This window comes from Rhodococcus sp. NPDC047139 (assembly GCF_040643435.1).
In the GTDB taxonomy this organism is placed as follows: domain Bacteria; phylum Actinomycetota; class Actinomycetes; order Mycobacteriales; family Mycobacteriaceae; genus Rhodococcus.
The window spans coordinates 37,805-51,061 of record NZ_JBEYUH010000009.1 but is presented as its reverse complement, the minus strand read 5'-3'; the positions used below and the strand labels follow the sequence as shown (position 1 = coordinate 51,061).

Genomic DNA, 13,257 nt, shown 5'->3' with positions numbered 1-13,257 from the left:
TCAGGCGCTTTCCGTCTCACTCCGGTGTGCGCGCTCGTCGCGGTCTCGCCCGGCGAACAGGACGATCGCCACCGCCGGGATCAGCAGGAAGAACAGCCACGTGTCGAAGACGAAGAACAACACCAGCGCGACCAGCGGTGTCAGTCCCATGACGACTTCGCGTCGGAGTGCGGACTCCTTCTGAGGGATGATCACCGGAAGATCGTCCCGGGTCGCTGTCAGGTCGTCGGTGACGTGCGTGGGCAGGTCGGCGAACAGAACCGCGAGGTCGCCCCTGGTGGTGGCCATCGAGGCCCTGGCGCTGCGATCGTCGAACTCCGACAGGCTCAACCGGCCGAGCGCGAAGTGGTCGCCGAGCAGATCCAGTGCTTCGCTGCGCTCGGCGTTGCCGATACGGATGTCGGGAGAGTCGGACATGCCGACAGATTAGACGGTGCCTGTGAACCGGACGCAGGCGCAGGGCGACACGGGCACGGAGCCATCGTGATCAGGACGGTCCGCGGCCTCGACCGAGGAGCAGATAGGCACGTCGTCCTGCCACGAACAACACCGAGAAGGCGATGAGCAGCGCGATCGGGTGCCTGAGCACCACGATCAGGAGCAGCGCGACGAGCACGAACGGAACCAACGTCAACAGTTGCTCCGCCAGATCCCGCTGTCCGGACGAGGAGACCACGGCCGGTGCCGTGGGCAGGTCGGCGAAGAGGGGGGCGAGGTCGGCGCGGACGGTGGCCTGCGTCGCCAGCGCGACCCGCTCGTCGAACTCCGCCAAGCTGAGGCGACCCGCGGCGAAGTGATCACCGAGCAGCGCGACGGCTTCCTCGCGCTCGGCGGTGCCGATGCGGATCTCGGGGCGGTCGGGCATATCTCCAGGCTAGTGCCATTCGCGGACGGGAGCGGGTCCGATTCGGATCCGATACGGCGAGTCCCCCGCATCGACTGCGATGCGGGGGACTCGCCGGGGTCTCGAGTTGTATTACTTGATCTCGGTGAGGACGGTGCCCTGGGTGACCGCGGCGCCCGGCTCGACCACCAGGCCGGTGACGACACCCGCCTTGTGGGCGTTGACCGGGTTCTCCATCTTCATGGCTTCGAGCACAGCGATCAGGTCGCCCTCGGCGACCTCCTGGCCCTCGGACACTGCGACCTTGACGACGGTGCCCTGCATGGGTGCGGTCACGGCGTCACCCGACGCCTTGCCTGCGCCGCCGCCACCGCGCTTGCGGGGCTTGGGCTTCTTGCGGATCACGCCGGCACCGCCGCCGTTACCGCCGAGCGAGAACTGGCCCGGCAGCGACACCTCGACGCGGCGTCCGCCGACCTCGACGACGACGTTCTGACGCGGCAGCGCCTCGTCCTCGTCCTCGATCGGGGCACCACCGGTGTACGGCTCGATGGTGTTGTCCCACTCGGTCTCGATCCACTTGGTGTAGACGTCGAACTTCTCGCCGTCGCCGATGAATGCCGGGTGCTCGACGATGTGGCGGTGGAACGGGATGACTGTGGCCAGGCCTTCGACCTCGAACTCCGCCAGCGCACGGCGGGCGCGCTCGAGGGCCTGCTCGCGGTTCTCGCCGGTGACGATCAGCTTGGCGAGCATCGAGTCGAACTGGCCACCGATGACGTCGCCGGCGACGACGCCGGAGTCGACGCGGACGCCGGGACCCGTCGGCTCCTTGTAGACGTTGATCGGACCGGGGGCGGGGAGGAAGCCGCGACCGGCGTCCTCACCGTTGATCCGGAACTCGAAGCTGTGGCCACGCGGGGTGGGATCTTCGGTGAGCTCGAGCTTCTCGCCGTTGGCGATGCGGAACTGCTGACGCACGAGGTCGATACCGGCGGTCTCTTCGGTGACCGGGTGCTCGACCTGCAGGCGGGTGTTGACCTCGAGGAAGGACACGGTGTCGCCCTGGACGAGGTACTCGACCGTGCCGGCGCCGTAGTAGCCGGCCTCACGGCAGATCGCCTTGGCGGACTCGTGGATGCGCTTGCGCTGCTCGTCGGTCAGGAACGGCGCGGGAGCCTCCTCGACGAGCTTCTGGAAGCGGCGCTGCAGCGAGCAGTCGCGGGTGCCGGCGACGATGACGTTGCCGTGCTGGTCGGCGATGACCTGAGCCTCGACGTGACGAGCCTTGTCGAGGTACTGCTCGACGAAGCACTCGCCGCGACCGAAGGCGGCGACGGCCTCGCGGGTGGCCGACTCGAACAGCTCGGGGATCTCCTCGATGGTCTGCGCGACCTTCATGCCGCGACCGCCACCACCGAAGGCGGCCTTGATCGCGACCGGAACGCCGTACTGCTTCGCGAACTCGACGACCTCGTCGGCGTTCTTGACCGGGTCCTTGGTGCCGGCCGCCATCGGTGCGTTGGCGCGCTCGGCGATGTGGCGGGCGGTGACCTTGTCGCCGAGGTCGCGGATGGACTGCGGCGAGGGGCCGATCCAGATGAGGCCGGCGTCGATCACGGCCTGCGCGAAGTCGGCGTTCTCGGACAGGAAGCCGTAGCCGGGGTGGATGGCGTCGGCGCCGGACTTGGCCGCGGCGTCGAGGATCTTGTCGAACACCAGGTAGGACTCGGCGGAGGTGGTGCCGCCCAGTGCGAACGCCTCGTCGGCGAGCTTCACGAACTGTGCGTCTGCGTCCGGTTCGGCGTAGACGGCGACACTGCCGTAGCCCGCGTCCTTGGCGGCTCGGATGACCCGCACAGCGATCTCGCCGCGGTTCGCGACGAGCACCTTCGTGATCTGCGCGCTGGCATGACTGGGCACGGAGCCTCCTGTTGATCGATCGTTAGGTTATTTCCGTCGACGGGAAGTCTAAGCGCCAATCGGATAGACGATGTAACCGGATGGCTCCTACACATTACGGCGCGCATTCGGGCGCACAATGCTACTCGCCGGTAGATGGGACCGCCGACGGGTCCGGATGTGAGGTCCACGCTTCGTCGACGACCACCTCGTGCATCAATTCACGGGTGCGTGAGAGGAGAAGCGGGACATTCTCGTCTGCCACCGTGTTGTCGGGGAAACGCGCGGACATGTTCACACCCTCGGGCGTGCGGTTGATCCAGACGTACACGTCGTGGGTGAAGCTCCGGCTGCGCAGCGCCCGGGCGTTCCACTCCGGCCACTGGGCCGCCATCGGCACGAACCGCACGTCCATGTAGGAGACGACGAACCGGGGGCGGATGGGGACGCCGAGAAGCTCTCCCACCCGCACGAACGGAACCCGCGCGCTCGCCCGGGTTCGGCGCAGCTCGTCGCCTGCCCGCGCTGCAAGGGTGGTGAATTCCGTTGTGCCGGTGAGGTCCAGATCGATCGGGCGGAGGCCGACGAACCAGCCGAGCGAACCGGCCCAGATGGGCCCGGCGCGAGTGTGTGCCGGCGCGACGGTCCGGAACCGCTCCGCACCGGTGATTTCGGCCGTCGCCCGGCCGAAACACGCCAGCACGCCGGCGAAGAAGCCCGTCCCGGCACGGCGGCAGCAGGCGGAGAAGGCCGTCGCCTCGTCGTCGTCGAACCAGCGTTCGGCGAGTCGTTGCTGCGGCGTCGCGTGCGGTGGTCGCTGTCCGATGGGAAGAGGGAAGGCGGGCGGTTCGCCTCCGCAGTCGGTCAGGGTTCGGCGCCAGATCCGTACAGCCTCGTGGTCGTCGTCGAGGTGCGCGGATTCGTCCCGTTCGGCGGCGCCGAAGTCGATGTAGCTCCCCACCGGGAAGAGGTCGGCGGCGTAGCCCGTTCGTTCCTCCTCGTAGAGCGCCGAGATCTCGTGTGCCACGAGCACGACCGAGTACCCGTCGATGACGGAGTGGTCGGCCCCGAAGAACACGGTGAACCGGTCGTCCTCGTCGGTGTCGGCGGTCCCCGGAAGCCGCTCGAGGGTCGCGAAGACGTAGGACGGCCACATGTGCGGCGTCGTGTAATCGTCGAACAGCCCGAGCAGATGGTCGCGGATGGTGTCCGGATCGGCGGGATCGTGGCGGATCGGCCGCACGGACACCCCGCCCGGAGGTGCGGTTCGCCGCACCAGATCTCCGCGCTGTTCCTCGGTGAGGTGGGCATGGCTGCGCAGGGGTTCGTGCCGGTCGATCCAGCGTTGCAGCGCTCGGCGGAAATGCTCGGCGTCGAGTGGGCCCGCGACTTCGAAGGCCGTGCCGAGCCAGGATTCGCGCCCAGCGCCGTAGCGAGTCCCCGAAGTACGCCTCAGATGGGCTTCGTGGATGTAGGAGGCGGGGCGGGGATCCTCACGCCAGTCGTCCTCGGCCGCGCAGGGCAGCCACTCGGTCAGGACACCGGCCGGAATCCGGTAATCGGCGAGTTCGGTGAACTCCATGACCGCGTCAGGTTCGAAGGTGCCGCTTGATGCGCGCGAGCATCGCGCTCATCCCCCGCAGGCGTAGCGGGCTCACGGTCTCGGCGAGACCGAGCGAGGCGTAGAAGTCGTCGGGCACCTCGAGGATCTCCTGGGCACTGAGGCCGTCGAGTCCCTGGTGCAGGATCGAGGCGAACCCGCGCGTCGTCGGTGCTTCGGCGGGTGCACTGAAGTGGAGCTTGACCTGCGACCGATCGGAGGCGTCGACCGACAGGAACAGCGGCGACTGGCATTCGGGGACGGGTTCCATCGCTGCTTCCTCGAGCTCGGCAGGAAGAGCGGGGAGCTCGCGGCTGAACTCGAGAAGCAACTGCAGCTTGTCCTGACCGTCGACCGCAGCGAAGTCGTCGACGATCTCGGCGAGGGGGGCAGGAATGCTCATGCGGCCGGTGCTTCTCCGGGCTCGTCACCCTTGACGATGGGTACGCGGACGGCGTTGCCCCACTCGGTCCACGATCCGTCGTAGTTGCGAACGTTCGAGTACCCGAGCAGGTGGGTGAGAACGAACCAGGTGTGGCTCGACCGCTCGCCGATCCGGCAGTAGGCCACCACGTCGGCATCCTTGTCGATCCCGCCGTAGATCTCGTCGAGTTCGGCGCGGGAACGGAAGCGGCCGTCCGGCGCCGCGGCCTTCGCCCACGGGATCGACACCGCGGTCGGGATGTGACCGCCGCGCAGGGCACCTTCCTCGGGGTAGTCGGGCATGTGGGTGCGCTCGCCCGTGTATTCCTGCGGCGACCGCACGTCGATCAGCGGTCCATTACCGAGGTGCGCGAGGACGTCGTCCTTGAAGGCGCGGATCCGCGTGTCGTTGCGTTCGACGACCGGGTAACCGCCGACCGTGGTCGACGGGATGTCGAGCGTGGTGTCGCGATTCTCGGAGATCCACGCGTCGCGTCCGCCGTCGAGCAGACGGACGTCCTCGTGACCGAACAGGGTGAAGACCCACATCGCGTACGCGGCCCACCAGTTGGACTTGTCGCCGTAGACGACCACGGTGTCGGTGCGGCGGATGCCCTTGCGGTCCATGAGGGCCGCGAACTGCTCGCCGTCGATGTAGTCGCGGGTGACAGGATCGTTGAGATCGAGGTGCCAGTCGATCTTCACCGCGCCGGGGATGTGCCCCACGTCGTAGAGCAGAACGTCCTCGTCGGACTCTACGACCTTCACTTCGGGATGGCCGAGATGTGCGGAGAGCCACTCCGTCGAGACGAGACGGGTGGGATCCGCGTAAGCGGCGAACGAAGGGTTGCTATCGGGTGCGACGGGCACATGGGCTCCTGAGGCAGTGGTGGCAGGTGCGACGTCGATTCTAGGCGGTACCGTCACCGGACGTGACCCGCAGCAAGACCGCACGCGACCGTCCCGCCCGCGTCGAACTCGCAACGCGGGAGGACATCGACCTGCTGGTTCGGCGCTTCTACGAACGCGCGCTCCGCGACCCCGTGCTCGCACCGGTGTTCGAGGTTCTCTCCGTCGTCGGACTCGACGACCACCTGGTGGTCGTCGGCGACTTCTGGGAGCAGATACTCTTTCGCACCACCCGATACCGCGGCGCGTTCGTGCCGGTGCATCGCGCGCTCCACGGGCACCACGGACTCACCCCGGCCCGTATCGCAAGGTGGTTGCAGTTGTGGTGCGAGACCGTGGACGAATCGTTCCACGGGGTGGATGCGGACCGCGCGAAGACCAAGGCCGAGGCGATGGCGACGTCGTTGCAGAAGTCCCTGTACTGCTAGTTCTCCAGCATCTCCACGGGAATAGCGGCGTTCTCGGCCCACAACCGCGCCACGGAGACGCCGACCTCGGCGAGCAGGCGCCGCACGAGGGGGAGTCCGATGCCGATGACCGACGACGGATCGCCCTCGATGCCCTCGACGAACCAGCCGCCGTGACCGTCGAGGGTGAAGGCTCCCGCTACCTCGAGGGGCTCACCGCTGTCGAGATAGGCCTCGAGTTCCTCGTCCGTGGGAGTGCCGAAATGCACGACGGTGCCGCTGTGGGCGGCTGCCTTCGAGACCACCTCGTCATTCCGGACACAGATCACCGCGTGACCCGTGAGCAGTTCGCCGCTGCGCCCGGCCATCGACCGCCAGCGCTCCCGGGCGGCCTCGACGGTGCCCGGCTTGCCCTGCAGGACGCCGTCGATCAGAAGCATCGAATCGCATCCGATGACGATCGCGTCGCGCAGGCCCTGCTCCCGCAGAACGGGCAGGACGTCCTCGGCCTTCGCGCGGGCGAGTTCGGTGACGACCTCCGCCGGAGGGGTGCCCGGAGCAAGGGACGCGATGACCGCGTCCTCGTCCACATTCGACACCTGTACCAGCGGCTTCACGCCCGCCTCGTGGAGGACCGCGAGGCGGGCGGGTGAGGCCGAGGCGAGTACGAGACGAGGCATGTCAGCCGCGGTTCGGATACGAATACGGCGAGAAGGGCGCCCACTGCCGGTGCATCCTCGCCGGATCACCCCAGGTCTCCGGCGGCCGGGTGTCGCCTTCGTCCTCGCCCGCCGACGCGGCGGCCGCGACGAGAACGGTGACGAGAGCCCCGAGCTCTTCGTCGGTGGGATTGCCCTTGACGATGCGGATGGCGGCTGCGGTCTCGGCGACCGCAGGGGCATCCGTGGCGGGCTCGGTGGCTCCGTCGACGGCCGAAACCTCGACGTCGGGCGACTGCTCGTCGGCCTCGAGCTCGCTGATGATCTTGTCCTCCGCCGTCGCTGTCACAGGGCACCCCCCGGGTACGCGTCCACACGGGCACCGTATGCCCACCGGGTCGCTGTCATGTCGATCCCTCTCTCGGGTTCATCGCACGTCGTCGGCGACGTGCTACGCCGTGTTGCCGGTCGTGATGCGGGACCGGACCGTCGGTCGCGACGCGACCCGGGACGTGGCCCGCCGGATTCACCGGCGGGCCACAGTCCGGGCGCATCACCGAACATCACAGCGGAATGTTTCCATGCTTCTTCGGCGGGAGCGAAACCATCTTCCGCTCGAGCAGGCGCAGCGCGGAGACGATCTGGCCACGCGTGTGCGACGGCGGGATCACCGCGTCGACGTATCCGCGCTCGGCGGCGATGTACGGGTTCACGAGCGTGTCCTCGTACTCGTTCTGCAGTTCGAGGCGCAGCGCGTCGACATCCTCACCGTTCTTGGCTGCTTCGAGCAGGCGCTTGCGGTAGACGAATCCGACGGCGCCGGAGGCACCCATGACGGCGATCTGCGCGGTCGGCCACGCGAGATTGACGTCGGCACCCATGTGCTTGGAACCCATCACGTCGTATGCGCCGCCGTAGGCCTTGCGGGTGATGACGGTGATCTTGCCGACCGTCGCCTCGCCGTAGGCGTAGAGGAGCTTCGCGCCGCGGCGGATGATGCCGTTGTACTCCTGCTCGGTGCCGGGAAGGAAGCCGGGCACGTCGACGAGCGTGATGATCGGCACGTTGAAGGCGTCACAGGTGCGGACGAAGCGAGCGGCCTTCTCGGAGGCGTCGATGTCGAGGCAGCCGGCGAACTGGGTCGGCTGGTTGGCGACGATGCCGACGCTACGGCCGTCGACGCGTCCGAAGCCGACGATGATGTTCTTCGCGCGCTCGGCCTGCACCTCGAGGAATTCGTCGTCGTCGAGCAGGCGCCGGATGACCTCGTGCATGTCGTACGGCTGGTTCGGCGAATCCGGGATGATCGTGTCGAGCTCGATGTCCTCCGCGGTGAGGGAGTCCTCGATCGAACCGACGATCGGGTCGCTCGGCGCGAGGCGCGGCGCGGCGGCCTGGTTGTTGCTCGGCAGGTAGGAGAGCAGATCCTTGACGTAGTCCAGGGCGTCCTGCTCGCCGTCGGCGACGTAGTGTGCGACACCCGACTTGACCATGTGGGTGTGGGCGCCGCCGAGATCCTCCATCGTGACGTCTTCGCCGGTGACGGTCTTGATGACGTCGGGTCCGGTGACGAACATCTGGCTGGTCTGGTCGACCATCACGACGAAGTCGGTGAGAGCGGGGGAGTAGACGTGGCCGCCCGCCGCAGGGCCCATAATGAGCGAGATCTGCGGGATGACGCCCGATGCCTGCACGTTGCGATGGAAGATCTCACCGTAGAGGCCGAGCGAGACGACACCCTCCTGGATGCGTGCGCCGGCACCCTCGTTGATGCCGATGAGGGGGCGACCGGTCTTGAGTGCGAGATCCATGACCTTGACGATCTTCTCGCCGTAGACCTCGCCGAGGCTGCCGCCGAAGACGGTCGCGTCCTGCGAGAAGACACACACGTCGCGGCCGTCGATCGTGCCGTAGCCGGTGACGACGCCGTCGCCGAGCGGCCGGTTGTCTGCCAGACCGAAGTTGGTGCTCCGGTGGCGCGCGAGGGCGTCGAGTTCGACGAACGAACCCTCGTCGAGGAGCGCGTGGATGCGTTCGCGAGCGGTCAGCTTGCCCTTGGCGTGGACCTTTTCGACTGCGGCCTCACCGACCGGGACCTGAGCCTGGGCCTGACGGTTGCGCAGGTCGGCCAGCTTACCGGCGGTGGTGTGGATATCGGGCGTACTCGCCGCCTCGGGCGCGGACGGCTCCTGGACAGTGGTCATGGCCAGTCAGCTTAGCGATCGTCATACAAGGCTGCTGCATCGAGGTCCCGAAGAGTAGACGATCGAACCCGACCTACCCGCGGGTAGGTTGTGAAGGTCCACTTTAGGCTGTGTACATGGCATCCGACCGGCCCACGAACGACGTTTTCACCCTCCGCACACCGCTCGACGAGCCGGCGCTGCGCAGTGCTCTCGTAGGTGCCGATCGGGAGGGCTTCTACACCCGTCTCGACGTCGTTCCCGAGACGGCCTCGACCAACGCCGATCTGCTTGCCGTCGCCGCGACCGGTGACGACCGCCGTGTTCTGCTCGCAGAGTTTCAGCACGGTGGCCGTGGCAGGCACTCGCGCAGCTGGAACGGTGTGCCCGGTGCCCAGGTCATCGTGTCGGTCCTGCTGCGCCTGCCCGAATGTCCCCTGCAGAATCTCGGCTGGCTCCCGTTGCTGTGCGGGATCGCGACGGTCGATGCCGTGCGGTCGGTCTCGGGCGTTGCGGCACAACTGAAATGGCCGAACGACGTGCTCGTCGACGGACGCAAGCTCGCCGGGATTCTCGTCGAGGTCGCTGCCACCGCGCCCGTCCCCACAGTGGTCGCCGGCATCGGAATCAACGTCACCCTCGAACGCGACGAGCTACCCGTTCCCACCGCGACGTCGCTGCTGCTCGAGGGCGCAGCCGAACTCGATCGCACCCTGCTCGCGCAGACCCTGCTGGCCGAGCTCGGCGAGCGGATCCGGGCGTGGGCCCGTGCAGGATGGGACACCTCCGCTGCGGCCTCGGCGTATCGCGAACGGTGCAGCACCGTCGGGCAGCACGTCCGGGCGATCCTGCCCGGCGACACCGAACTCCACGGCATCGCGACCGACGTCGACGACCAGGGAAGGATCGTGATCCGCCCCGACGACGGGGGAGACGCGGTGGCGGTAGCGGCAGGCGACATCACACATCTGCGCCCGGCCTGAAAGGCGCCCACCGGTCGTGCAAGTGCTGCACCGGCGTATGCCATCGTTGGCGGTATGGCATACCCGGAGGACGCCCTCGCACCCGAGGAAGAGTTGCTGCTGCATCGGCATCCGCACTGGAAGGCGCTGGTGATGCCGACGGTGACGTTCCTCGTGTCGACCATGTTCGCGGGCTTCCTGCTCGGTGTGACCCAGGCCCGGCTCGACGGTGCGGCCGCCACGGTCTGCGGCTTCGCTGTGGCCGCCGCGTGGCTCGGGATCGTCGGATGGCGGTGCGTTCCGCGCTTCGTCGGCTGGCTCACCACGCACTTCATCGTCACCGACCGGCGCGTCCTCGTCCGTACGGGCGTGCTCACCCACAGCGGTATCGACATCCCGATGGGCAGGATCAGCAACGTCCAGTTCCGGCACGGTCTCCTCGACCGCATGCTGCGGAGCGGCACGCTCGTCGTCGTCTCGGCGGCCGACGACCCCATCGAATTCGACGACATTCCCGAGGTCCAGCAGGTGCACGCTCTGCTCTACCGGCAGGCCTTCGATGCCCGCGACGCCCGACCCGACGACCGGCACACCAGCCGGTATCCAGGACACGAGCACGATCCGCGGAAGGCGTGGTGAACCGCGAGCGGCCCGGTATGACACGACGGCGCTCGTAATCCCGACAAAGTGCACCCTGATCCGTAGGCTGGCCTGGTGACTGCCGTTCTACTCGCCGAAGACGACGACGCAATCGCTGCACCGCTGTCCCGCGCGCTGGGACGCGAGGGTTACGACGTGACGGTCGCGGACAACGGACCGGACGCCCTCGAGCAGGGGCTGTCGGGCAAGTTCGAACTGCTCATCCTCGATCTCGGGCTTCCCGGCATGGACGGGCTCGAGGTGTGTCGCCAGATCCGCGCGAGCCGATCCGATCTGGCCGTGCTCATGCTCACCGCTCGTACCGACGAGGTGGACTTCGTCGTCGGTCTCGATGCCGGTGCCGACGACTATGTCGGCAAGCCGTTCCGGCTCGCCGAACTCATGGCGCGGGTCCGAGCCCTGCTGCGCCGCCGGGGCGGACCGGAGAACGACGACATCGTGGATGTCGCCGGTATCCGGCTCGAACGCGCCGCGCGCCGCGTTCTCGTGGACGGATCGGAGGTGACTTTGGCCAACAAGGAATACGAGTTGCTGCGCGTACTGCTCGAGCATGCGGGTCAGGTCGTCTCCCGTGATGCGATCCTCGAGGAAGTGTGGGGCGACGCCGACCTGCGCGGTTCGAAGACCCTGGACATGCACATGTCGTGGTTGCGCCGCAAGATCGGCGACGAGGGACCGGCCGGGGAGCGTCGCATCGCGACGGTGCGCGGTGTCGGTTTCCGGTTCAACACCGACTAGCGTCTCCGGCGTGCGCAGCCGAATCCTCAACGCCGTCCTGGCGACCGTGCTGCTCGTGGCGTTGTTGCTCGGCATCCCGCTCGCCTACACGGCCTTCCTGTTCGTAGAGGACACCGCCCGTCGAGACCTGCAGATCCGGCTCGAACGGATGGCCGACGAGATCATCGCGCAGGAAGGGACCGATGGTTTCGTGGTCGGGGGACTCGACACGAGTTCGCTGCGACTACTCGTCCCGAGCGACGGACGGGCCGTGGTGGTGTATCCGACACCCGAGAATGTCGCGGCCCGCCTCGACATCGGCACGCCGGTGCTCGGTCCCTCGATCGTCGAGTCGCTGTCGATGGGGACGTCGGGTTCGCTGATGATCGAGGTGCCGTCGGACAGTATGCGCACACTGCAGCAACAGGTGCTCGCCGCAGTGAGCCTTCTCGTTCTGCTCTCCGTCGCGGCCGGTGCGCTGGTCGCGGTGGCGACCGCCCGGCGGCTCGCCGACCCGCTACGCGACGTGGCGAGCCGTGCGGCAAGGCTGGCGGAAGGGGACTTCCGCCCCGTCGCCCGTAGACACGGGATTCCCGAACTCGATCGGGTGTCGGACGTGCTGGACGCTGCCGCCGTCGAGATCTCGCACCGTCTGCAGCGTGAGCACGCGCTGGTCGGCGACGTGTCGCATCAGCTCCGCTCGAGGATGACGGCGATCCGGCTCCGTCTCGACGAGCTGTCCACCCACGAGGATCCGGCCGTCGTGGAGGAGGCCGAAGCCGCCATGGCGCAGGTGGACCGCCTCACCACCGCGATCGAAGGACTCGTACGGCAGTCCCGGGACAGCAGCGCAGACCAGCGCACCGAGATGTCGGTGGTCGGCGAACTCACCGGGGTGATCGCCGACTGGCGCGGACCCTACGAGGAGGCCGGACGGGAACTGGTGCTGCGCGGCGATCCGTCGTTGAAGTCGGCGGTCACCGGCTCGCGGCTGCGGGAGGCCGTCGCCGTGCTGGTCGACAATGCACTCGTTCACGGCGGGGGCACGTGCACGGTGTCCGTGCGGCAGGTGGCCACGCGCGGTGACGTCACGGTGTGCGTCGAGGTTGCCGACGAGGGAGTAGGGGTCAGCGACGAGCTCGCTCCGTACATCTTCGACCGGGGCTTCTCCGGAGGCGGTTCGACCGGGGTGGGATTGGCCTTGGCCCGCGCCTTGGCGGAAGCAGACGGCGGCCGGCTCGAACTGCAGCGCCGCCGGCCCGCGCTGTTCGCGCTGTTTCTTGCCGCGCCGCGCGACCGGGACGTGCATCCCGCGCGCGAGCCGCGATAGACCCCGGGATCAGGAGCGGTCGAGACGTTCTCTCGGCCCGTCGACGGGCGGCTCCGGGGCCATCTCCTCCGGGAAGACGTACCTCCGGAAGGTGTAGAAGCGGAAGAACATCTGCAGCAGATTGCCGATGATGTACGCGCTGACGAAGTCGGCGATGTTCTCTGTCGCGAGGCTGACCTCGGGCACCCGTAGATCGAATACATAGCTCGAAATCCAGAGCGGGATGAACGAGAGCACCACGCCGATGCCGCTGATGAAGAAGAACAGGAAGGCCTCGTGGGCACGTTCGCGGCCACCGCGGTTACGGAACGACCACTCGCGGTTGAGGATGTACGAGCAGATCACTGCGATCACACCCGCGATGATCTTGGCTGTCACCGGCTTCTCGGACAGAACCGAGAGCTTGAGCGTGTAGAAGATCACGGAGTCGATGACGAAGGTCGTGCCGCCGACGATGGCGAATTTGATCAGTTCGCGATTCCGGAGCAGCAGCCCCCGGAACGGCTGGGGAACTCTGCTCAGTGCTTCATCGACGACCGCCACTTGGAGAAGTGTACGAAACACGGACGTGATTTTCCGAAACTGGCCGCACATGTCGGTATTCCCACACCTTTCGATATCCGGGTCTCCGGACCCCCGGGACATGCCTGCGCGGCTTCCC

The 13,257-nt window shown here is 67.6% G+C and carries 15 protein-coding genes; 5 read left to right on the top strand and 10 right to left on the bottom strand.

Annotated features, from left to right (window positions below; genetic code table 11):
* From ABZ789_RS13520 to ABZ789_RS13495, 6 genes are all read right to left on the bottom strand, one after another.
* A complete protein-coding gene (locus ABZ789_RS13520) occupies positions 1-417 on the bottom strand; it encodes a DUF1707 domain-containing protein (RefSeq protein WP_358424408.1) in 417 nt (138 codons plus the stop codon).
* A gap of 70 nt (positions 418-487) precedes the next feature.
* Positions 488-865 carry a DUF1707 domain-containing protein gene (locus tag ABZ789_RS13515; protein ID WP_358424406.1) on the bottom strand — a complete coding sequence of 126 codons (378 nt, stop codon included), beginning with the start codon at positions 863-865 and terminating at the stop codon, positions 488-490.
* A 111-nt stretch (positions 866-976) separates the two neighbouring features.
* Entirely contained in the window at positions 977-2,767 is a 1,791-nt protein-coding gene (locus ABZ789_RS13510; RefSeq protein ID WP_358424404.1) for an acetyl/propionyl/methylcrotonyl-CoA carboxylase subunit alpha, read from the bottom strand.
* A gap of 121 nt (positions 2,768-2,888) precedes the next feature.
* Positions 2,889-4,328, bottom strand: coding sequence for a condensation domain-containing protein (locus ABZ789_RS13505; RefSeq protein ID WP_358424402.1), 1,440 nt, complete (start codon positions 4,326-4,328; stop codon positions 2,889-2,891).
* A 7-nt stretch (positions 4,329-4,335) separates the two neighbouring features.
* On the bottom strand, positions 4,336-4,749 hold the full coding sequence (locus tag ABZ789_RS13500) for a SufE family protein (RefSeq protein WP_358424400.1): 414 nt from the start codon (positions 4,747-4,749) through the stop codon (positions 4,336-4,338).
* Complete coding sequence (locus ABZ789_RS13495; protein WP_358424398.1) at positions 4,746-5,639, bottom strand: sulfurtransferase; 894 nt, start codon at positions 5,637-5,639, stop codon at positions 4,746-4,748. The genes ABZ789_RS13500 and ABZ789_RS13495 overlap by 4 nt, the downstream gene beginning before the upstream one ends.
* 62 nt (positions 5,640-5,701) lie before the next feature.
* Here ABZ789_RS13495 and ABZ789_RS13490 point away from each other — a divergent pair, with 62 nt between their 5' ends.
* Positions 5,702-6,106: a group III truncated hemoglobin gene (locus ABZ789_RS13490; protein ID WP_358424396.1), complete on the top strand. Its 405-nt coding sequence runs from the start codon at positions 5,702-5,704 to the stop codon at positions 6,104-6,106.
* Here ABZ789_RS13490 and ABZ789_RS13485 read toward each other — a convergent pair.
* The 3 genes from ABZ789_RS13485 to ABZ789_RS13475 form a co-directional block, all read right to left on the bottom strand.
* Positions 6,103-6,765 (bottom strand): Maf family protein, encoded by a 663-nt coding sequence (locus ABZ789_RS13485; protein ID WP_358424394.1) that lies wholly within the window; start codon positions 6,763-6,765, stop codon positions 6,103-6,105. The genes ABZ789_RS13490 and ABZ789_RS13485 overlap by 4 nt on opposite strands.
* Before the next feature lies 1 nt (position 6,766).
* Entirely contained in the window at positions 6,767-7,093 is a 327-nt protein-coding gene (locus tag ABZ789_RS13480) for an acyl-CoA carboxylase subunit epsilon (protein ID WP_358424392.1), read from the bottom strand.
* Positions 7,094-7,307: 214 nt separating this feature from the next.
* Positions 7,308-8,948 (bottom strand): acyl-CoA carboxylase subunit beta, encoded by a 1,641-nt coding sequence (locus ABZ789_RS13475; protein ID WP_358424390.1) that lies wholly within the window; start codon positions 8,946-8,948, stop codon positions 7,308-7,310.
* A 116-nt stretch (positions 8,949-9,064) separates the two neighbouring features.
* Here ABZ789_RS13475 and ABZ789_RS13470 point away from each other — a divergent pair, with 116 nt between their 5' ends.
* From ABZ789_RS13470 to ABZ789_RS13455, 4 genes are all read left to right on the top strand, one after another.
* The gene (locus ABZ789_RS13470; protein WP_358424388.1) at positions 9,065-9,910 is read left to right on the top strand and encodes a biotin--[acetyl-CoA-carboxylase] ligase; all 846 of its coding nucleotides are present in this window, start codon (positions 9,065-9,067) and stop codon (positions 9,908-9,910) included.
* 54 nt (positions 9,911-9,964) lie between these two features.
* Positions 9,965-10,528 (top strand): PH domain-containing protein, encoded by a 564-nt coding sequence (locus ABZ789_RS13465; protein WP_358424386.1) that lies wholly within the window; start codon positions 9,965-9,967, stop codon positions 10,526-10,528.
* Between the two features lie 75 nt (positions 10,529-10,603).
* Positions 10,604-11,287: a response regulator transcription factor gene (locus ABZ789_RS13460; RefSeq protein ID WP_358424384.1), complete on the top strand. Its 684-nt coding sequence runs from the start codon at positions 10,604-10,606 to the stop codon at positions 11,285-11,287.
* 10 nt (positions 11,288-11,297) lie between these two features.
* Positions 11,298-12,596 (top strand): HAMP domain-containing sensor histidine kinase, encoded by a 1,299-nt coding sequence (locus ABZ789_RS13455; protein ID WP_358424382.1) that lies wholly within the window; start codon positions 11,298-11,300, stop codon positions 12,594-12,596.
* Between the two features lie 9 nt (positions 12,597-12,605).
* On the opposite strand, the gene ABZ789_RS13450 is transcribed toward ABZ789_RS13455, so the two are convergent.
* Positions 12,606-13,139 carry a GtrA family protein gene (locus ABZ789_RS13450; protein ID WP_358424380.1) on the bottom strand — a complete coding sequence of 178 codons (534 nt, stop codon included), beginning with the start codon at positions 13,137-13,139 and terminating at the stop codon, positions 12,606-12,608.
* Between the last annotated feature and the right edge of the window lie 118 nt (positions 13,140-13,257).